Annotated in this window: 17 protein-coding genes and 1 other annotated feature; of the genes, 2 read left to right on the top strand and 15 right to left on the bottom strand. The window is 47.3% G+C overall.

Annotation, left to right across the window (positions count from 1 at the left end):
- Window positions 1–106: 106 nt before the first annotated feature.
- From thrS to BQ9856_RS08180, 9 genes are all read right to left on the bottom strand, one after another.
- Window positions 107–2,068 (bottom strand): threonine--tRNA ligase, encoded by a 1,962-nt coding sequence (gene thrS / locus BQ9856_RS08220; RefSeq protein WP_077610595.1) that lies wholly within the window; start codon window positions 2,066–2,068, stop codon window positions 107–109.
- An 84-nt stretch (window positions 2,069–2,152) separates the two neighbouring features.
- Window positions 2,153–2,368: a binding site (T-box leader), on the bottom strand.
- A gap of 67 nt (window positions 2,369–2,435) precedes the next feature.
- Window positions 2,436–3,347, bottom strand: coding sequence for an AEC family transporter (locus tag BQ9856_RS08215; RefSeq protein WP_077610594.1), 912 nt, complete (start codon window positions 3,345–3,347; stop codon window positions 2,436–2,438).
- Window positions 3,348–3,432: 85 nt separating this feature from the next.
- Window positions 3,433–4,503: a branched-chain amino acid aminotransferase gene (locus BQ9856_RS08210; RefSeq protein WP_077610593.1), complete on the bottom strand. Its 1,071-nt coding sequence runs from the start codon at window positions 4,501–4,503 to the stop codon at window positions 3,433–3,435.
- A 99-nt stretch (window positions 4,504–4,602) separates the two neighbouring features.
- On the bottom strand, window positions 4,603–5,514 hold the full coding sequence (locus BQ9856_RS08205) for an acetamidase/formamidase family protein (protein WP_077610592.1): 912 nt from the start codon (window positions 5,512–5,514) through the stop codon (window positions 4,603–4,605).
- On the bottom strand, window positions 5,511–6,893 hold the full coding sequence (locus tag BQ9856_RS08200; protein ID WP_077610591.1) for an MATE family efflux transporter: 1,383 nt from the start codon (window positions 6,891–6,893) through the stop codon (window positions 5,511–5,513). Before BQ9856_RS08200 ends, BQ9856_RS08205 begins: the two co-directional genes overlap by 4 nt.
- Window positions 6,894–7,047: 154 nt before the next feature.
- Entirely contained in the window at window positions 7,048–8,196 is a 1,149-nt protein-coding gene (gene fucO / locus BQ9856_RS08195; protein WP_077610590.1) for a lactaldehyde reductase, read from the bottom strand.
- A 162-nt stretch (window positions 8,197–8,358) separates the two neighbouring features.
- Complete coding sequence (locus tag BQ9856_RS08190) at window positions 8,359–8,928, bottom strand: TetR/AcrR family transcriptional regulator C-terminal domain-containing protein (protein WP_077610589.1); 570 nt, start codon at window positions 8,926–8,928, stop codon at window positions 8,359–8,361.
- Between the two features lie 99 nt (window positions 8,929–9,027).
- Complete coding sequence (garD, locus tag BQ9856_RS08185; RefSeq protein ID WP_077610588.1) at window positions 9,028–10,545, bottom strand: galactarate dehydratase; 1,518 nt, start codon at window positions 10,543–10,545, stop codon at window positions 9,028–9,030.
- Between the two features lie 16 nt (window positions 10,546–10,561).
- Window positions 10,562–11,872, bottom strand: a complete 1,311-nt coding sequence (locus BQ9856_RS08180) for a lactate racemase domain-containing protein (protein ID WP_077610587.1) — start codon at window positions 11,870–11,872, stop codon at window positions 10,562–10,564.
- Between the two features lie 178 nt (window positions 11,873–12,050).
- Here BQ9856_RS08180 and BQ9856_RS08175 point away from each other — a divergent pair, with 178 nt between their 5' ends.
- The gene (locus BQ9856_RS08175) at window positions 12,051–12,959 is read left to right on the top strand and encodes a LysR family transcriptional regulator (protein WP_077610586.1); all 909 of its coding nucleotides are present in this window, start codon (window positions 12,051–12,053) and stop codon (window positions 12,957–12,959) included.
- Here the strand turns inward: BQ9856_RS08175 and BQ9856_RS08170 are convergent.
- Window positions 12,956–13,390, bottom strand: a complete 435-nt coding sequence (locus BQ9856_RS08170) for a PPC domain-containing DNA-binding protein (RefSeq protein ID WP_077610585.1) — start codon at window positions 13,388–13,390, stop codon at window positions 12,956–12,958. The two genes, BQ9856_RS08175 and BQ9856_RS08170, sit on opposite strands and share 4 nt — an antisense overlap.
- Window positions 13,391–13,541: 151 nt before the next feature.
- Entirely contained in the window at window positions 13,542–14,228 is a 687-nt protein-coding gene (locus BQ9856_RS08165; RefSeq protein WP_235839180.1) for a YoaK family protein, read from the bottom strand.
- Between the two features lie 234 nt (window positions 14,229–14,462).
- Between BQ9856_RS08165 and BQ9856_RS08160 the strand changes: the two genes are divergently transcribed.
- Window positions 14,463–15,890, top strand: coding sequence for an MATE family efflux transporter (locus BQ9856_RS08160; RefSeq protein WP_077610584.1), 1,428 nt, complete (start codon window positions 14,463–14,465; stop codon window positions 15,888–15,890).
- 96 nt (window positions 15,891–15,986) lie between these two features.
- Here the strand turns inward: BQ9856_RS08160 and nrdG are convergent, their stop codons facing one another.
- The 4 genes from nrdG to BQ9856_RS08140 all read right to left on the bottom strand — a co-directional run bounded on the left by nrdG (window position 15,987) and on the right by BQ9856_RS08140 (window position 22,547).
- Window positions 15,987–16,505 (bottom strand): anaerobic ribonucleoside-triphosphate reductase activating protein, encoded by a 519-nt coding sequence (gene nrdG, locus BQ9856_RS08155; RefSeq protein ID WP_077610583.1) that lies wholly within the window; start codon window positions 16,503–16,505, stop codon window positions 15,987–15,989.
- Window positions 16,506–16,516: 11 nt separating this feature from the next.
- On the bottom strand, window positions 16,517–18,643 hold the full coding sequence (gene nrdD, locus BQ9856_RS08150; RefSeq protein ID WP_442855579.1) for an anaerobic ribonucleoside-triphosphate reductase: 2,127 nt from the start codon (window positions 18,641–18,643) through the stop codon (window positions 16,517–16,519).
- Window positions 18,644–18,761: 118 nt separating this feature from the next.
- The gene (locus BQ9856_RS08145; protein WP_077610582.1) at window positions 18,762–19,382 is read right to left on the bottom strand and encodes a flavodoxin family protein; all 621 of its coding nucleotides are present in this window, start codon (window positions 19,380–19,382) and stop codon (window positions 18,762–18,764) included.
- A gap of 3 nt (window positions 19,383–19,385) precedes the next feature.
- A complete protein-coding gene (locus BQ9856_RS08140) occupies window positions 19,386–22,547 on the bottom strand; it encodes a DEAD/DEAH box helicase (protein ID WP_077610581.1) in 3,162 nt (1,053 codons plus the stop codon).
- Window positions 22,548–22,557 lie beyond the last annotated feature (10 nt).

Below are 22,557 nucleotides of genomic sequence, written 5' to 3'. Positions count from 1 at the left end.
CTCCTGGCACTCTTTTTAAGATGATCTTTCAGGAGGTAGTATGCGCAAAACGGAAGGAAAATATTCTCACGAATACTCCCTTCCGCATTTCTCTGTCGGATGATATTTATTTTGCTTCTTCCGCCACATTTACTTTTTTGATTTCTTTTGCGCGGATCTCACGGCAGATATCATCAATGAAATCTGCAAGCGCCCGCTGGCCTTCATCGCCGTTAAAACGGCTGCGGACAGATACTACTCCATCCTCTTCTTCCTTCTGGCCCACAACCAGCATATAAGGAAGCTTTGAAAGACGTGCCTCACGGATCTTATAGCCAATCTTTTCCGCACGTTCATCAACCGTTGCCTGAATGCCGTTTTCCTTTAATTGAGCCGCAACTTTTCCGGCATACTCATGGTATTTCTCAGAAATCGGAAGCACGCGTACCTGCTCCGGACATAACCAGGTCGGGAAAGCGCCCTCGTATTTTTCAATCAGCCATGCCAGCGTTCTCTCATAGCAGCCCATGGAGGTTCTGTGAATGATGTAAGGGCGTTTCTTTGTTCCATCCTTATCCACGAAGCTCATGTCAAAACGTTCGGCTAAGAACATATCCAGCTGAATGGTGATCATCGTATCTTCCTTGCCATATACGTTCTTCGCCTGGATATCCAGCTTTGGTCCGTAGAATGCCGCTTCTCCGGCAGCTTCCGTATATTGGATGCCGATGTGATCAAGGATCTTACGCATCATGTCTTCTACTTCATCCCACATTTCCGGTGTTCCCAAATAGTGATCGGCATTGTTGGGATCCCATTTGGACATCCGGTAGGTCACATCCCCTTCCAGGCCAAGCGTAGTCAGACAGTATTTAGCCAGATCCACGCAGCCCTTAAACTCTTCTTCAATCTGGTCCGGGCGAACGATTAAATGGCCCTCAGAAATGGTGAACTGACGCACACGGGTCAAGCCGTGCATCTCGCCGGAATCCTCATTTCGAAACAGCGTAGAAGTCTCGCCGTATCTGCATGGCAGGTCACGATAGGATTTCTGGCTCTGCTTATAAACATAGTACTGGAATGGACAGGTCATTGGGCGGAGGGCAAATACCTCATCATCCTTCTCTTCATCTCCCAGCACAAACATTCCCTCTTTGTAATGATCCCAGTGATCGGAAATGATATAAAGCTCTTTTTTTGCCATGAGAGGAGTTTTCGTTCTCATATATCCGCGCTTCTCTTCCTCATCCTCAATCCATCTCTGCAAGGTCTGGACGATCTTGGCACCCTTTGGCATCAGCAGAGGAAGTCCCTGTCCTATGACATCAACCGTTGCAAAAAGCTCCAAATCACGGCCCAGCTTGTTATGGTCACGGTTCTTGATGTTTGCCAGATATTCCAGATATTCATTTAATTCTTCCTTCTTGGCAAAAGCGGTTCCATAAACCCTGGTCAGCATGGCATTTTTCTCGCTGCCTCTCCAATAAGCACCTGAGGAAGAAATAAGCTTAAATGCCTTGACCGGCTTTGTGCTCATAAGGTGAGGCCCTGCGCAGAGATCCGTAAAATCTCCCTGACGGTAGAAGGAAATCTCCTCTCCTTCCGGAAGGTCCCGGATGAGCTCTACCTTATATGGTTCTCCTTTTTCTTCCATGAACTTAACCGCTTCTTCTCTTGGAAGTGTAAAGCGTTCGATCTTTTCGCCTTCCTTAATGATTTTCTTCATCTCGGCTTCGATTTTATCCAAATCTTCTCTTGAAAAGGAAGGAATATCGAAATCATAGTAAAAGCCATTTTCAATGGATGGCCCGATGGCAAGCTTTGCTTCCGGGTACAGTCTTTTTACAGCCTGTGCCAGGATGTGGCTGGCCGTATGGCGGTAAGCGGAAAGTCCTGCCGGATCACTGACGGTCAGAATGCTTAAATTACAGTCCGTATCTATGACGGTTCTCAAATCTGTGACCTTTCCATTTACTTCGCCTGCACAGGCATTTCTTGCCAGGCCTTCGCTTATATCGGAAGCGATATCAATCACTGAAATTGCATTTTCATACTCTTTGACTGAGCCGTCTTTTAACGTAATCTTCATTTTGCTTCAATCTCCTTTACAAATTATTGTGATATATTCTATTTCTTTGAATAAAAAAAGCCCCTTTCCGTATGTTTCCATACAGAAAGGGACGATTCAACTATATTAATCGCGGTTCCACCCTTGCTTGAGTGAACAAAAAACGTTCAAACCACTTATTCTGATGATAACGGAATCACCGTTCCCCATTAAGGGACGCTCCAAGCTGGTTTTCTCATAACATTCCGGTAAAGCACTTTCACCAAATGTGCCTCTCTCTGAACTTTCCTGATATGATACTGGTCTTGTCAATGCTTTTTCTATATTGCTTTACATTTTTAAATTATAGCATGGTTATACTGTTTGTCAAGTGCCGTGAAAAAAAATCTTATAAGAGAAAGATAAGAGCAGCCGTGATCGCTGCGATGCTGATGACAATGGAAAGGGAATTAATGGCGCTGGCCATCTCGATATCGCCGTTTAAGGCTCCCGTAAAGGCCGGTGCCACCGATGCCACAGGACCCAGGGAAACGATAGCCAGTGTCCGGCGTACCTCCAGCTCAAAGGGAGCCAGAAAGTAAAATCCCACAGCCATGATCAAGGCGATCCCATACCGCGTCCCTAATATTTTAAGAATCCGGTTCATTTTTTCCTTTTCCATACGGAACTCAAAGCCGATCCCAAGCATAAGAAGGGCAAGGAACGCATTGGCTCCTCCTGCCGTATCCGCGAAACTGATTAAAATGGCCGGCAGCTTCCAGTTTAATATGCTCAAAACGGTCATGATGACATAGGTATCAAAGGGGACCGAAGAAAACAGCTTCCGTGCCATTTTCTTTAAGGAGGGCTTTTCTTCCCCTCCGATCACCATACTGGCCAGGGTATAGGTCATTCCGGTACACATAACCGAATTCCCGGCATCAAACAGGCTGGTTGCAGCAAATCCAACCGGACTTAAAAAGCTCTGTACAAAGGGCATGGTAAAGTTTCCGACGTTATACCCGGACATGTTGAGCATTGCAAATGCCTTCGCTTCTCTTGATCCGGAAGCATTCATCAGATAACCGGCTACGATCGTCACAAAGTTGCACAAAAGGCCGACCGCACACATGGCAAGCAGGGAATAATCCATGGTAATCTTGCTGAAATTAGATACAATGGCCGCCGGAAGGGTAATCTTGATTACGATCCTGGAAACCAGATAAAAATCCTTTGCTTGAAAAAAACCTGCCCGTTTAAGCAGGTATCCCATAATTATCATTGCTACAAATGCAACTGCTTTCGTAAGAACCGCTGCCATACCTGACTCCCTTTTTTCTGTCTGTCTTTTCTAAAAAGCTTCCGGCGGCGCTTTTCTCAGCTCCGCCGGATAAATTCATACGGTATTATTTTACTTCTACGCTCCAGCCCTTTGGCCCCTCTGTCCGGCCAAGCTGAATGCCGGTAATGGTATCATAAAATTTCTGAGTCAATTCGCCGATCCTGCCGCCGCCAATGGACATTCTCTCTTCTTCAAAACGAAGTTCCCCAACCGGAGAGACAACAGCCGCCGTTCCGGTACCGAAGCACTCCTCCATGGCTCCGGATGCCGCTGCCGCAACGATTTCGTCTACTGAAATTTTCCGTTCCTCCACCGGAATGCCCCATTCCCTGCACAATGAAATCACAGAATCTCTGGTAACGCCCGGGAGAATGCTGCCGTTTAACGCAGGAGTGATGACCACGCCGTTTATCTTAAAGAAGATGTTCATGGCACCTACTTCTTCAATGTATTTACGGTGAACGCCGTCAAGCCATAACACCTGGGAATAGCCCTCCTCATGAGCCTTTACCTGGGAGGCCAGGGAAGCAACATAATTTCCTCCGGTCTTCGCTTCCCCGATGCCGCCCTTTACGGCTCTCACATATTCATCTTCGATCCAGATTTTAACCGGATCAAGGCCGCTGGCATAATAAGCCCCTACCGGAGATAAAATAATCATGAATTTATAGGTATGGGATGGCCTGACACCCAAAAACGGATCCGTAGCAATAACAAAAGGCCTGATATAAAGGGAGGTTCCCGGTTTTGTCGGAATCCAGTCCTGATCCACGCTTACAACTGTTTTTAATGCCTCTAAAAATAAGTCTTCCGGAATTTCCGGGATGCAAAGCCGGCTGTTGCTCCTGTTGGCACGCTCAATATTCTTATCCGGGCGGAATAGCAGGATCCTGCCATCCTCTGTCTTATATGCCTTTAAGCCCTCGAACATCTCCTGACCGTAATGGAAAACCATGGAAGACGGCTCCAGCTCCAGCTTGTGGTAAGGCACGATTCTTGGGTCGTACCAGCCCTTTCCCTCTTCATAGTCCACCTCAAACATATGATCCGTGAATATGGTTCCAAATGTCAATGGGTTGTCTTTGCCTGGTTTTTCCTTCGGACAAGTTGTTTTCTCAATTCTGATCGTCTGCATTTTACTCTCCCTTTCCCATACCGGCATATCTGTCAGTTTTTATAATTGCTTATCATTATGTTCCAAAAACCGCCGGCTGTCAAGAAATTTTGGCCTGTTTTACTCTACCGATATGGAATTAAAACCATAACTCTGGGTTATATGGCGCGGTAGTTCCATTCTCACTGTTTTCATGGGGTTCACTGTCTGACAGATGACAAGATCTCCGGTCATGGTCAAAAGCATACCGGCATCCTCATAATCCATGCCGATCTTCCCCTTCATGAAATCATACATCTGTCTGGCAGCCGCCCGCCACGCCTCTTCTACATGTTCCCGGGACGCAATGGTGATAAGCTTGTCCTCTGTCTCAATCATGGGATAAGGAACGCAGTTTTTATTCCGAACTACATTGACCCGGATGGTGGCCCGTCCTTCTATTTCCAGACCGCAGTCCTCCACCTCGCCATCGCCCATGACCGCATGAAAATCTCCCATGGACAGGAGTGCTCCTTCCACAAATACAGGCAGATAGAGGGTTGCTCCTTTTTTAATCTGGGTGCAGTCCATATTTCCGCCATGATCCATGGGGGTGATGGTAGATACCCCCTCCCCCGCCGGAGCAACTCCGATGACGCCGATCATTGGCTTTACCGGTATTGGAACCTTTTCATTGTAGAAGGCAAACCCTCCCTTTACCGGCACCCTCTTTAAGACTTTTTTCGGAAATTCCTCCTTTTCGCTCCCGCTGTCCGGCCCAAGCATAACAATGCCTGCCGGCCCCATTTCGATATCCAGAATATCGATCTTTAACATGTCTCCCGGCATCGCATCTTCAATATAGAGAGGACCTGTAGCCGGATTTCCCGGCTTTCTCACCACATTTTCAAACGTTGCATCCTCAGGCAGAAACTGATTGGTGAAGCAGTCATAAGTCTCAAAGGCTACCGTTTCTCCAGCCTTAATCCTGTCACAGGGCCTGTTGTCCCTTGACAGGATATTTGTAATATAATTCCTGGTTATGATTTTCATACTTCTGCACCTCTGGTTTTTTTCTTTTTGCCGCTAAGCTCCGGCCATACGGTAACCAGCATGGTGAGAAAGCAGGCTCCGCCTCCAAGCAGGTTGGATACGGGCTCCGCCATCAGGACTCCGGCTGTTCCGTTTCCGAAAATGCGGGGAAGGATAAGGATTAACGGTATTACGATTACCACCTTCCGGAATATGGAAAAGAACACCGCTCTCCTGGCTTTTCCCAAGGCTACGAACACCGACTGGCCTGCGAACTGCAGCGACATGAAAAAGAAGCCGAAATAATAAATCCGCATGGCCGGAACCCCTGCTTTTAAAAGCTCTGCATCCTGATTGAAAATCCGGATAAAAAACTCCGGAAAACCGTGGACCAGCCCCCACATGACAGTGGTATATATAATGGAAACGGCCGAGGTAAAAACAATCGCCCGTTTTACCCGGCCATATTCCCCTGCCCCGTAGTTAAAACCCATAACCGGCTGAGAGCCGTTTGTAATGCCGCTTACAGGCATGGAAATCACTTCCCTGACCGAATTAATGACGGTCATAATGCCAACATACAAATCGCCTCCATAATTCTGAAGGGAAGCATTATACATAACCTGAACCGAACTGTTGGTGATTGACATGGTGAAGCCTGACATTCCCAGGGCAGTAATATCCTTTGCCCTTTGCTTCGTTAAAGGAAAGCAGGAGGTCCTGAGCTTTAAAATGGTTTTCTTACCGGTCAGGAACTTAACAATCCACAGAGCGGAGAGGAACTGGGACAATATGGTTGCAAATGCCGCCCCTTTCACACCCATGTCAAAAACGAAAATGAATACGGGATCTAATATAATATTGGCAACCGCTCCTAAAAGAACCGTCATCATACCAATGGTACCAAAGCCCTGGGAATTGATAAAACTGTTCATCCCCAGACCGACCATGACAAAGATACTGCCCAGCAGGTAAATGCTGATGTACTGCTCTGCAAAAGGATAGGTCTTATCACTGGCACCGAACAGATACAGCATGGGTTTCTTAAAAATAAGCCCTAAGGCTGTGAGCACCAGGCCGAATATCACCAAAAGGACAAAGGAGTTGCCCATGATCTTTTCGGCTTCCTTCAAATTTCCGCGCCCCCTCTCAATGGAGCATAAGGGCGCACCGCCCATGCCAAATAAATTGGCAAAAGCAATGACTATGGAAATAATGGGAAGACACAGCCCCAGACCTGTTAAGGCCAGTGTGGCGTGCTCCGGTATTCTGCCTATGTAAATCCTGTCTATGATATTATAAAGTACATTGATGAGCTGGGCCAGTGTCATGGGAACGGCCAGCTTCAATATGTTTTCCACTACATTTCCCTTTGAAAAATCATTTTTTGTATCTGCCATATCTTTGCTGCCTCCTTACCTGTCTTATCATAACACCATCTTTCTGATTTTGCATCCAGTTTTTCCCTCATGGACTCCGTCTGCGGCAGTTTTTCCATATAAATCAGGGCATAAAAAATCCTCCGGACCGAGCATCCGAAGGATTTTTTTATGTTTACATGAGTGATTTATAAAGTCTGATGATATCTTCCAGGCTAGCTTCCTTGGGATTCCCCGGAGCGCAGGCATCTGCTGCTGCGGATTCAGCCAGAAACTGAATATCCTCTTCTTTTACAATCTGTTTTAAATCGGCCGGTATGCCAACATCGGAAGAAAGCTTTTTAACGGCATCAACGGCTGCTTTGCGGTATTCTTCCCGGGTCATCTTCTCAGTATGGTCCACGCCCATGGCCTTTGCAATATCGCGGTACTTTTCCCCTGTGGCATCGGCATTGAATTCCATGACCGTGGGAAGCAGAATGGCATTTCCCACGCCGTGAGGTGTATCATAAACAGCGCCCAGCGCATGAGCCATGGAATGCACGATTCCAAGACCGCAGTTAGAAAATCCCATGCCGGTGATATATTGGCCCAAAGCCATTCCTTCGCGGCCTTCGGCTGTATTTTCGACTGCACCTCTTAAACTCCCGGCAATTAATTCAACTGCCTTTAAGTTAAACATATCCGTAATGGTATTTGCACCTTTCGTAATATAGCCTTCGATGGCATGGGTCAACGCATCCATACCGGTAGCAGCAGTCAGGCCTTTTGGCATGCTGGACATCATATCCGGATCTACGATTGCAACCACTGGAATATCGTGAGGATCTACGCAGACAAATTTGCGTTTTTTCTCTACATCGGTGATTACGTAGTTAATGGTAACTTCTGCCGCCGTACCGGCAGTGGTGGGAACGGCGATGATGGGGACGCTCGGTTTTCCGGTAGGCGCAACTCCCTCCAGGCTCCTCACATCTGCAAATTCCGGATTCGTAACGATGATGCCAATGGCCTTGGCGGTATCTATGGAAGAACCTCCGCCTATGGCAATGATATAATCAGCACCGGATTTCTTAAATGCTTCCACTCCGGTCCGGACGTTTTCTATGGTTGGGTTCGGTTTAATATCAGAATAGATCTCGTAATCCATTCCGTTCTCTTCCAGGATCTTTGTCACTTTGGAAGTCACATTGAATTGAATCAAATCGGGATCGGATGCTACAAATGCTTTCTGAAACCCTCTCTTTTTTACCTCGCCTGGAATCTCATTTACCGCACCTGCGCCATGATAAGAGGTTTCATTTAAAACGATTCTGTTTGCCATGGGAATCTCTCCTTTTCTTTTTCTTCTCAGGGAAGACATGTTCTATCTGTTATTATTTTAACGACATGTGCACAAAAAATAAAGTTACAATCTCCGTATTTTGTAACAAATGTTACAACAAACGTAAACTGTAACTTTCATTATGTGCATTTCTGCCGTATTTTAAACCAGTCTTGCCTCTGAAAATACGGCTGCCAGCTTGGGAGGCATGGCTTCCACAAGGCTGACGGCCATCTCCCCCGGCGTCTGCCTCATGCCGGAAAGGACCCATTTCACGGTCATATAAACAGATCCCCGGCAATACATTTCCAAAAGGAACCGGATCTCCTCAGAAAGCGGCTCCTGCCGCTTCCGGATGATCAGCTCCGTGTAGAATCCCATGATCAGTTCAAAATCATGCTCTTTTAAAGAATTATAATCGTCGGAACGGAAAGCCTCTGTAAAAAAGACCTTTTCCTTTTTGATGAATTCAAACTTTTCACTCAGGCTCTGGCATACGGTCTTGTCCACCCCGATCTGGGCAAAGGATTCCAGCACCAGCTTGTCAAAATACCAGTTGATCAAATCATATTTATCCTTAAAATTCCGGTAAAAGGTCTGTCTGGTCATTCCACATCCGTCCACGATGTTCTGTACCGTAATCTTATCTACGGGCTTCGTTTTCATACAGTCTTTTACGGAGTCAGCCAGACGGTATTTTGTTTTTTCGCTTTTGTTTGGATATGCAGCCATGTTCCGCCCCTGTCCTTTCATATTTATAACCTATTTTACCATAAGGCGGTGCTTTTGTGAACATGTCATAGCCAAAGGAATTGTATAAAAACTCTTTTATCAGGTGATTGGAGCAGGATTAAAAATACATAAGTCGTTGTGTAATTTATATTTTTCCGCATAAGTCTGCTTGCGGCCGCTTGCAACATCAATGATTTCCCTAAATAACAGGGTACCGATCTGTTCTATGGTTGCCTCACCGGTTGCAATGGGGCCTGCGTCTACATCAATCAGATCCATCCATTGGGCTTTCATATCACTTCTGGAACATACTTTGATCACCGGGGCGATCGCCAGTCCATACGGAGTTCCCCGGCCGGTCATAAATACCTGCAGGCCGATTCCGCTTGCCAGCTGACATGGGCCGCAGACTATATCACTTGCCGGGGTAGCTGCATAAATAAGCCCTTTTTGGGTCGGTTTCTCAGCCGGGGACAACACTTCCACAATCGGGGAGGTACCGGATTTGGCAATCGAACCCATGGCCTTCTCCACAATATTTGCAAGTCCGCCTTTTTTGTTTCCCGGAGTCGGATTGGCACTCCGGTCCACCTCACCTTCTTTTAAATAGTGATCGTACCACTTCATCTCCTCTGCCAGCTTCTTTCCTACCTCTTCGTTCACGCAGCGCTGAGCCAGTAAGTATACGCCGTCCCGCACTTCTGTAACCTCGGAAAACAGGACCGTCGCACCTCCTTTTACCAGCATATCGGCGGCATAACCGGCAGATGGATTTGCAGTCACACCGGAAAGGGCGTCGCTGCCTCCGCATTGCATGCCGATCAATAAATCCGACAGGGGAAGGGTCTCCCGTTTTCTCTCATTTAAGATTTTCAGCTTTTTTTCGGCCATTTCCATTAAGGAGTCAATCATATCGTCAAAGCCCTTTTTCTCCTGTAGGATGATGACATTTTCTTCCGTGATGTCTGCTGCGTCGCAGAGCATGTCAACGGTAAATTTCTCGCATCCGAGCCCGACTACCATCATCTGTCCTCCGAAGTTTGGATGCTTGGATAAATTGCGCAGTGCGCGGATGGGCACCTTCGCCTCGGGTGCGTTTATGGCAACGCCGCAGCCATACGCATGGTTAATGGGTACGATATCGTCAACGTTAGGATATTTGGAAAGCAGCTCCCGCTTCATTTTTTCAACTGCTACATTTAACACGCCGGTTACACATTGAACCGTGGTGCTGATTCCCAAAAGGTTGCGGGTCCCTGCCGGACCGCCGTTTGGATTTACGTACCCCTCCCAGGTCGTGATGGGAGGTTCCGGCAGATCTGTTACCAGATTGGTGGCAAACTCCATATTGTCAACATCCGGCGGTGCAGGCAGCTCCAGCATATGCTCATTGATCCAGTCACCTTTGGCAATTGGATTTATGGCATAGCCGAGAATTACCCCATAACGGACGATTTCTCCGCCTTCCGGAATGTCACAGAGGGCAATTTTATGGGCCTGCGGAATATTCTGATGCACGGTCACTCCATCCATGACCTCTGTACCAGCCTTTATTTCATTGACTGCGATCGCTACATTATCCTGTTCTTTCATTTTTACATACAATGGTGTATTCATGATTATCATTCACTCCCTATATTCTGACAGGCGTCAATACATTCCCTGCCTCGTCAAATTCCAGTTCCCGGGGTTCGTCCACGGCCTCCAGCCCTTCATATCTGCCGGCCTTTACATCTGCATAATAGGCTTCTGACAGTAAAATGGCATCAATATGAAGACTATTTGAGATCCTGACGATCCGGATACGCTCCGGCTCGATTTTATTACAGGTACGGATGCATATCTGTATGGCCTCCTTATCGGTAGCAACCACGCAGGGGATTCTGGCAGATGCCAGTACTGTGCTTGTAATGCAGTTGGGATACATTTTTTCCACATCCATCTCATCGAATATTTTTTTTGTGATGGCGCTCGCCAGACCGCAGCCCAGCGCATTGCCATGGGAGGCTTCGCTTAAATTCAAAAAGCAGGTTCTCTGCACTTTGATCCCACCCGTTGCATAGGGTGTGGAAAATGTTCCTGTAATATTGGGATCCACTCCGGTACCGCTGTAATTCTTTCCGATTTCATCGACTACCAGCACATCGGTCTCTCCGACAATCAGCTTAGGCATGTTGGAGAATGCGTATTTTAAAAGCTCCGGTTCTCTGGAAAGGATATCCTTTGCCAGTATGGCTTCTATTTTACAGGTTTCATCGTATGCATTTTCTATGCATGGAATCGCAAACAGGATGTTTGCTTTCTCCAGCACGACTTTTGCCATGGAAGGGATGTTCTGTGCAATCACATCCATGCCGTCGCTGTGCACGGCCGATGCACCAACCTGTTTTCCCAGCCCTACCGTCATCATTTTACAGGGTCCGCTTTCGTAAGAACCACGGAATGCGTTGTGGGGTTTTAAGCGGCATGAGATAATGATGCCGTCTGCTTCATAGGCATTCCGGTCCAGAACCACCCTCCTTCCCCGTTCGGAATAGCCAAGCTCTGCCACATCCATGGAAGAACGTATGGGGCAGCCCATGGTTTCCGGAGTGATGTGATAGCTTGCCAGCACTTCCAGCTGGCCTTCGGCCGTTGCACCGCCATGGCTTCCCATGGCAGGAACGATAAAAGGCCTTGCACCTCTGGATTTAACAAAATCCACGATCGCCCTGGTGATGATATCCACATTTCGGATTCCCCGGCTTCCTGCGGTTATGGCAATCCTCATATCCGGCTTAATCAGAGAAGAAAAACAGGGTTTCTCCAGCTCTTTCCTAACAGCCGCCGGAATATCCTCCGGCTTAATTACTTCTCTCGGAAACTGCTGCCTCGCATGAAACATCCTTGGAATCGCGATGTCCTTTAACAACCCTGAAACAGTTCCTCCATTTATGACATTCATTCGAATTCTTTCCTTTCTTTACTATTTCCTTTTGATTGCTTTCATTATATAGGCAAGTTTACTATTTGTAAAATTAATAGATTTTAGATATCTATAAATTTTTGTTAGAATCATTATTGTATTTTTGTAGAAACAGTCTTATACTATATGGGACGTTTTGAAAAGAGAGGTACAAGAGTTGGATACGAAACAGATTGAATATATCTTAAAAATTGCGGAAGAAAATAACATTACACGGGCCGCGGAAAAGCTCTTTATTACTCAGCCTGCTTTAAACCAGCAGCTTCTGCGCCTGGAAAAGGAGCTGGGCACTCAGCTTTTTCACCGGTCCCGCACGGACTGGCGTCCTACCGAAGCCGGAAAGGTCTATCTGGAAAACGCCCGGAAAATGCTGCAGACAAAACAAGAGACCTATCGTATCATTAACGATATGGTCTCCGATAAAAAGGGCCGCCTTTCCGTTGGCTTCACCACAGGAAGGGGAATTGCTATGTTTTCTGCCGTTTATCCGGAATTTCACAGGGAATTTCCGGAAATCATCGTGACTCCCAATGAGCTGAGTGTAAAAAAACAGCAGGCTATGATTGCCCGGGGCGACTTGGATATCGGCTTTCTGACGCTTTGTGACAACCAGCGAACTTCGGATGAATACATTCCTATCGCTACAGAAGAAATCTACCTTGCCATACCGAAAAAGCACCCTCTCAGCGAATTTTCAACTGCAATGGAATCCGGTCCGTTTCCAATACTGGATATTGCCTCCTTTGCCTATGAACCGTTTGTCCTCATGTATAAGGAATCTACCATTCGGCAGCTGGTGGATGGGATCTTTGAGGAGGCGGGATTTGAACCAAATGTTTTGTTCGAGACCGCCAGCACCAGTACCATTTTAACGATGATCCAGGCAAACCTGTGCTGCGGCCTGATTCCTTATTATTATTTACGGAAAGGATACGAAGGAATTGCATGTTTTTCCATACAATCCCATCCGTCCTGGGATGTGGTTGCCACCTACCGGAAAGGCAGTTATCTGACCCATGCGGCCCAGTATTTTATAGAACTTGCCAGGAAATACTGGAAGGCTTAAGCTTCCGCATCAAACTGAAACAGATTTAATCCGATTGCTTCATCTTCCCTGCGCCCGACCGCTCCCGGAATTTCCGTCAGCACCAGTTCTCCCGTAGCGCTGATGACGGCCCGGCCCAAATGTCCGCCGTGGCATTCTCCTGTTTGGGGATTTCCAATTACCATATGAAGATGGAGGTATGGATCCCCTTCCTTTTTTGTGATGCTGCCCATTAAAGAGGCAATCTCATAAAGTCCCTTATATTCCCGGCTGTAATACTGCTTTTTTTCCGTATCAAAGACACCCAGCTGGACCGTTCCTACGGCGCCAAGTCCTGTAACGGAAGCAAGTCCGATCTTTTCATCCCTGCATAGCTTTATCAGACTGGTAAGGATCTCATCTCCCGGATCCAGCCGTACTACAAATGTATGCTCAAATTTTCGATATTCCATATTGAAGTGCCTCCTTTTTTTTAATCTCATTTCCCGGTTACAGCTTGCATTATAAATGAACAGATGCCGATTTCCTATGGGCACAATCCACGAAAGAGAGCAATCTTTTTATACAGAAAATACAATCTTTCAGCCTGTGTAACATTTTCTTTCAATTTCGTTCAGATTCCGACTCCTCCCGGATAAACATCATACAGAAGGCGGCAATCAAAAGTGCACAGGAAAACCAGATGGTCTTTTCTGCGAAATACGGGATCAGAAAGCTTCCCGCACCGGCTCCAATGGCAAATATGGCAATGACTCCATAGTAACGGAGGCATTTTTCCAGACTGCCTCTCTCCTTTGTGTGCCGGTGACGGTACAGCATCTCCGTGGCAGACCTTAAATTCCCGATGCACATGGTGCTGGCAAAAGCGCTTCCCTTCATCTTGCGGAATGCTTCCACCTGCATGGCACAGACAAAGGATACCAGGGCATTTGCCGCCATATTGAAGGACTGCGGAAGAAAACCCACCAATAAAAGCAGCAGAATCTCAATCATCACCACAATCTGTCTCCAATGCAGCAGATTAAGTTCTTTAAAAATTCCGCGTATTATTTCAGATACGTAAATTCCCGATGCAAAAGCCAGAATTGGAAGGATGTAATGAAATGCCCCCTGCCAGTTACCGTCCATTACATTGCTGCTTAAGATAATAATATTACCGGTCTGTGCGTTAGCGAAGACTTTGCCCCGGAAATAATAGGTATATGCATCCTGTAACCCCCCGGAGAGTGTCAGAATGATTCCGGTCGATACCGCTTCTGACATCTGTCCATGTTTTTTTTTCTGAATCATTTGGTATCACCAGCCTTTCAAAGGGTTACTATATCACAATTTCACACTACGTCAAGCGGATATTCGCAATCCGCATCGCTACTTACTTGATTCGGTTAAAACCTGAAATTTAAAAATAGAGAGCAAATTTTCTGTAATAAGGGTGAAATCCAACATATTATTCGTAGATTTTATTTCTTCTTTGCTTTATGCTTATTTATGCACAAGATTCCATTGTACAAAAGGAGAAAAAACATGTCACTCAAAGCAAATCTGTCCGCCAAGGATGAAAAATTCCGCAATTTTGCCTTAAATGACAATATGTGGAAGGTCGTACTCTACGTCGGAACGCCTCTGGCCCTGTACCAGAGCCTGAACCAGCTTTTTAAGATATTCGATTCCATGATGGCAGCCCACATCAGCGCCAGCTCCGTCTCAGCGGTCGCTTATCTTTCCCAGATCAATTTAATGCTTTCCGCTCTGGGAGGAGGTCTTGCCATCGGTTCCAGTTTGAAAATCAGCGAGGCCTACGGTGCCGGTGATTATGAGCTGGTAAAGAAACGGGTAAGCAGCTTATTTGCCATGTGCGGGATCCTGGGAACCGCCATCCTGCTTCTGCTCATACCGGCAGCACCCCAGTTTCTCCGTTTTGCCAGGACTCCGGAAAGCTTTATCGCAGAAGGAACCCAGTATTTCCGTCTGGAGCTCATTGGAATGGTCATCAGCTTTTTTAACAACGTATACATAGCGATTGAACGGGCACGGGGTAACTCCAGGAGAATCCTTCATTTAAATATGGGCGTCATTGCCATCAAGCTGTCCTTAACGGCTCTTTTCGTATATGTACTGGGAGCCGGAATCAACATGATTTCTGCAGCAACCATTGTTTCCCAATCCTTCTTACTGGCCGCTGCCGTGGTGAATTTAAACCAGAAGGATAATGCATTTGGATTCTCGTTCCATAGCATCAGTTTAAAACCAGCCGTCACAAAGCCCATGATTTTTCTATCCATACCGGTGATCATTGAAAAAATAGCTTTTTCTTTCGGCAAGGTTATCATCAACTCCATGAGTACCATTTACAGTGCTCTGACCGTGGGTGCTTTGGGCATATCCAATAACATTGGCGGAATCACCACCATGCCCCAGAACGGATTCCAGGAAGGCGGGTCCGCGATCATCAGCCAGAGCGTAGGAGCCGGCAAACCAAAGCGGGCCTTAAAGGCATTTGGCTGTATTCTGCTCATCAACATCATACTGGGAGCCACGCTTATGTCCTTCTCCCTGTTTTTCTTAGACCAGGTCAGCGCCCTGTTCGCCGGAAATGACGGGGAATTCGGCAGGATGATCGCCTCTATCTACCGTTATGAAGCCTATGGGGCTATTCCCCTGGGCATCAATGCAGCGGTTCTGGCGCTGCTTTACGGGTTTGGCAGAACAAAAATCACGCTGACCATTAACTTTTGCAGGGTTTTTGTGTTCCGGGTGCCTGTGCTGTGGTATTTACAGAATTTCACAGATTTAGGGAGCACCAGCGTGGGGATAGTCATGGCAGTCAGCAACATTGCTACCGGGATTTTCGCCCTTATCATCGGACTTGTGGAAATCCACAGGATATGCAGACAATATGACATCACCTTTTCTTTCATGCAGAAATACCTTGAGACTGTCCAGCATTCCTGATAGCCAATATGAATTTAAGAAGGATATGAGTAAGGAAACCGATGGCATATCATTCCCCTTCTCATATCCTTCTTTATCTTGATTTCTGAATCAAGTTTATTCCCACAATACGATCTTCCCCAAAGCCAGAGACTCCGGCACCCTGATGATTCTCTGGTTGGAGGAGCCCTTAAACCGCAGCTTCAAGTCTTTTTTTTCAATTTCAAACTTTCCGTCTACCAGAACATCCAGACACGCTAAAATCCTCATCGTCTCCGCAAGACTCCCTGCCATATCCCCCATAATATCCTTCTCAAAATCATAACCGGTGTAACACCAGATTGTCTTTTCCGGGAAACGTTCCTTTACCAATTCCACCAGGGGCAGGATTCCCTTCTGGTTTTCCGGGTGCATGGGTTCTCCGCCTAAAAGACTTAAGCCGGCAATGTAGGTATGATCCAGATACTCCAGTATCTTTTTTGTGGTTTCCGGCCTGTATTCCTGCCCATAATGAAAATCCCAGGCCTCCGAATTAAAGCAGCCCTTACAATAATGGGTGCACCCGCTGACAAACAGTGACACGCGGACACCGGGACCGTTGGCAACATCCGTAGGCTTTATGGCAGCATAATTCATGTTACAGCCTCCTACAGGTGAAGAACCCTGGATTTGATCTCTTTTGTCTTTCCGGTGTTCCAGAAATTCTCTCCCAGATAGCCGCAGGTTCTTCTGGTTACATTCATCTTGCTCTTGTCTTTGTTGTGGCACTGAGGACATTCCCATTCCATGTCGTCGTTGATGATGATCTCGCCGTCAAAGCCGCATGCCTGGCAATAGTCCGATTTTGTGTTAAACTCTGCATACTGGATGTTGTCGTAAATGAATTTCACCACTTCCTCCATCGCCTCCAGATTGTTCTTCATATTAGGCACTTCCACATAGGAAATAGCCCCGCCGGAAGATATCTTCTGGAACTGGCTCTCAAAGGTGAACTTGCTGAATGCATCGATATGCTCCCGCACATCTACATGGTAGGAGTTGGTGTAATACCCCTTATCCGTCACATCCGGGATTATTCCGAAACGCTCCCGGTCAATTTTGGCAAAACGGTAGCAAAGGGATTCTGCCGGTGTTCCGTATAAGCCAAAGCCAAGGCCGGTCTGCTCTTTCCACTTATCAACGGCCTCCCGCATACGGTTCATCACGCGAAGGGCGAATTCTTCTCCTTCCGGAGCCGTGTGGCTCATTCCCTTCATAAGCTTTGTGGTCTCATAAAGGCCAATGTATCCCAGTGAAATGGTAGAATAGCCATTGTGGAGCAGCGGATCGATCTTCTCCCCCTTCTTAAGCCTTGCAATGGCTCCGTACTGCCAATGGATGGGGCTCACATCAGAAAGAGTGCCCTCCAGGGATTTATGCCTGCACATAAGTGCCTCATAGCACAGGTTCAGGCGCTCATCCAAAAGCTTCCAGAACGTTTCCTCGTCTCCCTTTGCCAGAATGCCGATCTGGGGCAGGTTAATGCTTACCACGCCCTGATTGAACCTTCCCTCGAATTTATAATTTCCGTTTTCATCCTTCCATGTGGACAGGAAGCTTCGGCAGCCCATACAGCTGAACACATTGCCTTCGTAGTTCTCCCTCATCTTCTTGGCGGAAATGTAATCCGGATACATGCGCTTGGAGGAACATTTTACCGCCAGCTTGGTGATATAATCATATTTCCCGCCCTTTAAGCAGTTATTTTCATCTAACACATAAATCAGCTTCGGAAACGCCGGAGTGACATAAACACCGGCCTCGTTCTTAATTCCCTCAAGCCTTTGACGGAGGATTTCCTCTACGATCATGGCATTTTCATTGATGTACTCATCGTGATCGTCAAGGCATAAAAACAGGGTGACAAACGGAGCCTGCCCATTGGTTGTCATCAGGGTGTTAATCTGATACTGTATGGTCTGGACACCGGATTTCAGTTCATCCCGAAGGCGGATACCGGCCATCTTTTCCACCATCTCGTCCGTTACCATATCTCCGAATTCCTCACGGATCTGTTTATGGAATTTGTCATTGCTTCTTCTTAAATATTTGCCCAGATGGCGGATATCCACGGATTGTCCGCCGTACTGGTTGCTGGCAACGGCTGCGATAATCTGGGTCATGACGGTGCATGCTACCTGAAAGCTTTTCGGGCTCTCAATCATCTTTTCGTTCATCACCGTGCCATTGTCCAGCATATCCCCAATGTTAATCAGACAGCAGTTAAAAATCGGCTGTACGAAGTAATCCGCATCATGGAAATGAATGGCTCCCTGCTCATGGGCAAGGGTGAGCCGCTCCGGAAGCAGCATCCGCTTGGTTAAATCTCTGGACACCTCTCCTGCAATATAATCCCTCTGGGTGGAAGCCAGAATGGTATTCTTATTGGAATTTTCCTCTGCCAGCTCCTTATTCTCGTTCTTGATCAGCTTAAGGATGGACTCATCCGTTGTATTGGCCTTACGGAGCAGCGCCCTCTGGTAGCGGTAAATCATGTACTTCTTGGAAAGGGTGTATTTATTCTTATTCACCAGACTGCTCTCTATCATATCCTGGATGGTCTCCACGTTAATCACGTCGGACCCGTGGCCCTCCACATAATCCAGGATTGCATCAATCATGTCCTCGCCGGCCTGCTCATAGGCTTCCACCTCTGCATTGGCCTTTCGGATAGCCGTAATGATCTTCTCTCTGTTATACTCAACAATTCTGCCGTCACGCTTTTGAACCTTTATCATCCCTGTCACCTTAACCTCTTCTATATTTTGTATCTGTGATTTTATAAACACTACATATAGTGCCTTTTTCATTATACACTACCCAGAGAAAAAGTAAAGGGAATTTTTGCATCTTTTACCGGATAAAATTTGTCCAGGTCTTCTCTTCCTGCGCCGGAAGGCTGATTCCTGCGGCTTTCCCGGCTTCCAGACATTTTAAAAGCCATGCCATATTTTTTCCAAGGGTTCTCATGGTCTGGAGTCCTTCCAAATCCTGTTCCACTTCTTCCGGGGTTCTTCCATGAACCATATTCCAATATCTGGAAGAGACTACAGGCATCTGGGCGATGGTAAAATATTTGTTTAAGGCGTCAAGAGTCGCCGTGGTTCCTGCCCGGCGTGCAGAAGCAACCGCCGCGGCCGGCTTAAAGGCAAAATCCCTTCCCGCATAAAACAGACGGTCTAAAAAGGAGAAAAGCGAGCCATTGGCCGAGGCATAGTAAACCGGTGAACCGACAACCAGCCCATCCACCTGATCCATTTGATCCAATACCGCATTCACCGGATCGCCTTTAAATACACATCTGCCGGTCTGGGCGCACTTTCCGCAAGCGATGCAGCCATGGATCGCCTGGTTTCCGATATGGACGGTCTCAGCCTCAATGCCTTCCCCATCCAATGCTTTTGCCACCTCAAGCAGCGCCCGATTGGTACAGCCCTTCTCATGAGGGCTTCCGTTTAACAGTAATACTTTCATCACTCATCCATCCTTTCTTTCATCCAGGAGCCCGATTAAATCCTCCCGGGTCAGATTGCTTAAGGAAATCGTTCCCTCTGTTATGATCTGCTCCGCCAAATCCTTCTTGGACTCCTGCAGCCTTAAAATATTTTCCTCAATGGTACCTTTTGTGATCAGCTTAAATACGGACACCTGTTTCTCCTGTCCGATTCTGTGAGCCCGGTCCGTGGCTTGATTCTGAGCTGCTACATTCCACCACGGATCATAGTGAATGACCAGATCGGCCGCTGTTAAGTTAAGTCCTGTTCCGCCTGCCTTTAAGGAAATCAGGAACAGGGGGACATCGTCAGCTTTAAAGGAATTCACCATGTGAAGCCGTTCCTCCTTCGGCGTGGATCCGGTCAGCATATAGTAGGGGAATGCTTCCTTTTTGAGCCTTTTCTCGATGATCTCCAGCATGGAGGTGAATTGGGAAAAGAGCAGAATCTTATGTCCTCCTTCCACCCCGTTCCTCACCAGGTCGATACAGGTTTCCAGCTTTGCCGACTCCCCATTATAATTCTCATAGCACAAATGAGGATCGCAGCATATCTGCCGGAGCCTGGTAAGCCCGGCAAGTATCTGGATATTATCTCTTCCCGTCCCGCCTTCCAGACTTTCCAGCTCCTCCTTCAAGCGAAACGCATTGGCCGCATACAGCTCCTTCTGTTCCTTATCAAAAGCGGAATAAATAACAGTTTCCAGCTTATCCGGAAGTTCTTTTAACACATCTTTCTTAAGGCGCCGCAGAATAAAAGGGCCGATCAGGCGGTGAAGGCCTTCTAATACAGACCGCTCCTGATCCCGGACAATGGGAAGCTCATACTCCTTTTTAAACTTCTTGTACGAAAACAAGAATCCCGGCATCAGAAAATCAAAGATACTCCACAGCTCAGACAGGCGGTTTTCGATAGGAGTTCCGGTTAATGCAAACCTGCAGCCTGCGGCAATACCCTTTACTGCCTTAGCACTTTGTGTGGATGCGTTTTTAATATACTGGGCTTCATCAATGATCTGAAAACGGAAAGATTTGTCTTCATAAAGGTCGATATCCCGCTTTAACAGATCATAGGAGGTAATCAGTACATCTTCTTCATCCGTATGCTTTAACAGTGCCTCACGTTCCGATGCCGTACCGGCGACCGTCAGAACCTTAAGATTTGGCGCAAAGGTGTGAAACTCATTTTCCCAGTTATACACAAGAGAAGCAGGGCAGACAATGAGGGAGGTGGTATGTTCCATTTTCCCCGCCTCGTCAAGAAGCAGGGCGATCACCTGAATGGTTTTCCCAAGGCCCATATCATCCGCGAGGATTCCCCCAAAGCCATAGCTGTCAAGAGTCCGCAGCCACCGGTAACCCGTCTTTTGATACCCTCTCAGCACATGGCGGAGAGCTTCCGGGATCTCAAAGTCGCTGTCTTCCACCGACTTCATCCCCCGGACCAACGCCTTATAGAGCCGGTCCCGGTAAAGCGTAATGCCATTCCCCTCCTTCAGGAGGCCATCCAGATAGAGCGCCCTGTATTTCGGAAGGCAAAACGACTTGTTCCGGACATCTGAACGGTCAACGGAAAGACCATCTACAAGCTTTGCAACCGTCATCAGCCCGTTATCATCAAGACTTATAAATTCTCCGTTTTTTAAACGGTAATATTTCTTTTTCTGGCTGTATTCCGCCAAAAGCCTGGCAAGCTCAGCTCCGGACAGCCCGTCGGTATCCACTTGAAGCTCCAGCCAGTTTCCCGCGCTGCGGACTCCTATGGAGACTTTCGGAGGCGGAAGAACCTTCAGCTTTTTAAAGGATTCCGAAAAATATACCTCGCCCAAAGCCATGAATTCGTTCATGCCTTCCGTTAACAGACGATAAACCGCTTCTTCATCGTTGCGTATGGCAGGATACTCGGATTCATATTCCTTATACTTAAAATAACGGGTTATGAGCTGGCTGATGCGGAACTCTCCCGGTACATCCCTGCACACGGTACGGGGCAGCCGCTCATCTTCCACAGGCTGGAAAGAATAATCTCCATAGGACAGGGTGGGCTTTAAAACCAGCCCTTCCGGACCGTCCGAATCAAAATCAAACCTGGCTTTTAATTCGTCGGGTTTAAATATCTCCAAATCCAGTTCCCCGGAATCAATGCTGCAATAAGCCGCTATCCTTTTTAGCACCCGCTCATAGAAAAGAGGCATATCCTTGTCATTGATTTCCGTTTCATAAGCGGTGCCATACCCTTCCATCATCTGCTGCAGGAATACCCCAAGCGTTTCGCTGCAGGACTGGTCACAGCAGTACAGATATTTCATATCCGCCAGGTAAAGGTGGTGTTCCCCTTCAAAGGAAAGAAGATCCCTGTCAATGGATATCAGCACGCCCTCCCGCCCCTGACGTTTTATGGTAACTCTTAGAGCCGGATTGCGGTCCACAATCTCCAGCTGCCGCTTCTGTCCCCTGTAATCCTCCAGTTCCAGGACCGTTCCCTTCATGATCTGAAAAAAACGGTCCCGGCTTGCACGGCTTAAATTCAGGAACCGTAAAACAGGGCGGGTGGAAAAGGAGCTTTTCTGGAACTGCTCATGATGCTCGCAGTAAGCATTCACGATCTCTAAGATATATTCCAGAAGCGGCCTGCTTTCCTTTACAAACACGGAAAGGTTATGATGGAATGCCAGATTTTTTCCGTATTCTACATAGGTACCGTTTTCCACCGCCTTTGCAAAAGCTGCCAGGTCCTTGACCATATAGAGCCGGTCCCTTCCCAGCTTAAATTCCAGCTTCACTTCCCGGCGGCTGACCAGCATGGAAACCGAAAGCCTGATCTTTTCCTCTTCTCCCTCGCTCATGATGCGGGCCACCTCACGGTTGGTGTATTCCCGGATCATGGCTCTGGCCTGCTGGGAAGTGGTGACCGGCCTGCCCTGGTTATCCGCTCCCTGTTCCTTATAGACCTCATACAAAGCTCTGCAGTGAGGGCACATGCCCCGGTAAGAATTCCCCTGAGCACAGGAACAAGAGTAGTCAAAAACCTGACTACCCTTGATATGCAGACTTGCCCGATATTCTATTCCCTGATCCTCCACCAGGGCTCTGACGCCTGATTCACCTTTCCAAAAGGCATTTGTCGTCATATGTGATATTCTCATAACTCCTCAC

The organism is Clostridium sp. Marseille-P2415 (assembly GCF_900155545.1).
GTDB lineage: Bacteria > Bacillota > Clostridia > Lachnospirales > Lachnospiraceae > Lacrimispora.
Note: the sequence above shows the minus strand (reverse complement) of the source record. Positions and strands in the feature narration are given on the sequence as shown.

Excerpts from the sequence above, each read along its gene's own strand:
- BQ9856_RS08210 (WP_077610593.1), bottom strand. The coding sequence starts at position 4,503 with ATGCAGACGATCAGAATTGAGAAAACAACTTGTCCGAAGGAAAAACCA.
- garD (WP_077610588.1), bottom strand. The coding sequence starts at position 10,545 with ATGAATACACCATTGTATGTAAAAATGAAAGAACAGGATAATGTAGCG.
- BQ9856_RS08200 (WP_077610591.1), bottom strand. The coding sequence starts at position 6,893 with ATGGCAGATACAAAAAATGATTTTTCAAAGGGAAATGTAGTGGAAAAC.
- BQ9856_RS08190 (WP_077610589.1), bottom strand. The coding sequence starts at position 8,928 with ATGGCTGCATATCCAAACAAAAGCGAAAAAACAAAATACCGTCTGGCT.
- BQ9856_RS08170 (WP_077610585.1), bottom strand. The coding sequence starts at position 13,390 with ATGGAATATCGAAAATTTGAGCATACATTTGTAGTACGGCTGGATCCG.
- BQ9856_RS08215 (WP_077610594.1), bottom strand. The coding sequence starts at position 3,347 with ATGGCAGCGGTTCTTACGAAAGCAGTTGCATTTGTAGCAATGATAATT.
- BQ9856_RS08160 (WP_077610584.1), top strand. The coding sequence starts at position 14,463 with ATGTCACTCAAAGCAAATCTGTCCGCCAAGGATGAAAAATTCCGCAAT.
- BQ9856_RS08180 (WP_077610587.1), bottom strand. The coding sequence starts at position 11,872 with ATGAATGTCATAAATGGAGGAACTGTTTCAGGGTTGTTAAAGGACATC.
- fucO (WP_077610590.1), bottom strand. The coding sequence starts at position 8,196 with ATGGCAAACAGAATCGTTTTAAATGAAACCTCTTATCATGGCGCAGGT.
- BQ9856_RS08165 (WP_235839180.1), bottom strand. The coding sequence starts at position 14,228 with ATGATTCAGAAAAAAAAACATGGACAGATGTCAGAAGCGGTATCGACC.
- BQ9856_RS08145 (WP_077610582.1), bottom strand. The coding sequence starts at position 19,382 with ATGAAAGTATTACTGTTAAACGGAAGCCCTCATGAGAAGGGCTGTACC.
- thrS (WP_077610595.1), bottom strand. The coding sequence starts at position 2,068 with ATGAAGATTACGTTAAAAGACGGCTCAGTCAAAGAGTATGAAAATGCA.
- BQ9856_RS08205 (WP_077610592.1), bottom strand. The coding sequence starts at position 5,514 with ATGAAAATCATAACCAGGAATTATATTACAAATATCCTGTCAAGGGAC.
- nrdG (WP_077610583.1), bottom strand. The coding sequence starts at position 16,505 with ATGAATTATGCTGCCATAAAGCCTACGGATGTTGCCAACGGTCCCGGT.
- BQ9856_RS08140 (WP_077610581.1), bottom strand. The coding sequence starts at position 22,547 with ATGAGAATATCACATATGACGACAAATGCCTTTTGGAAAGGTGAATCA.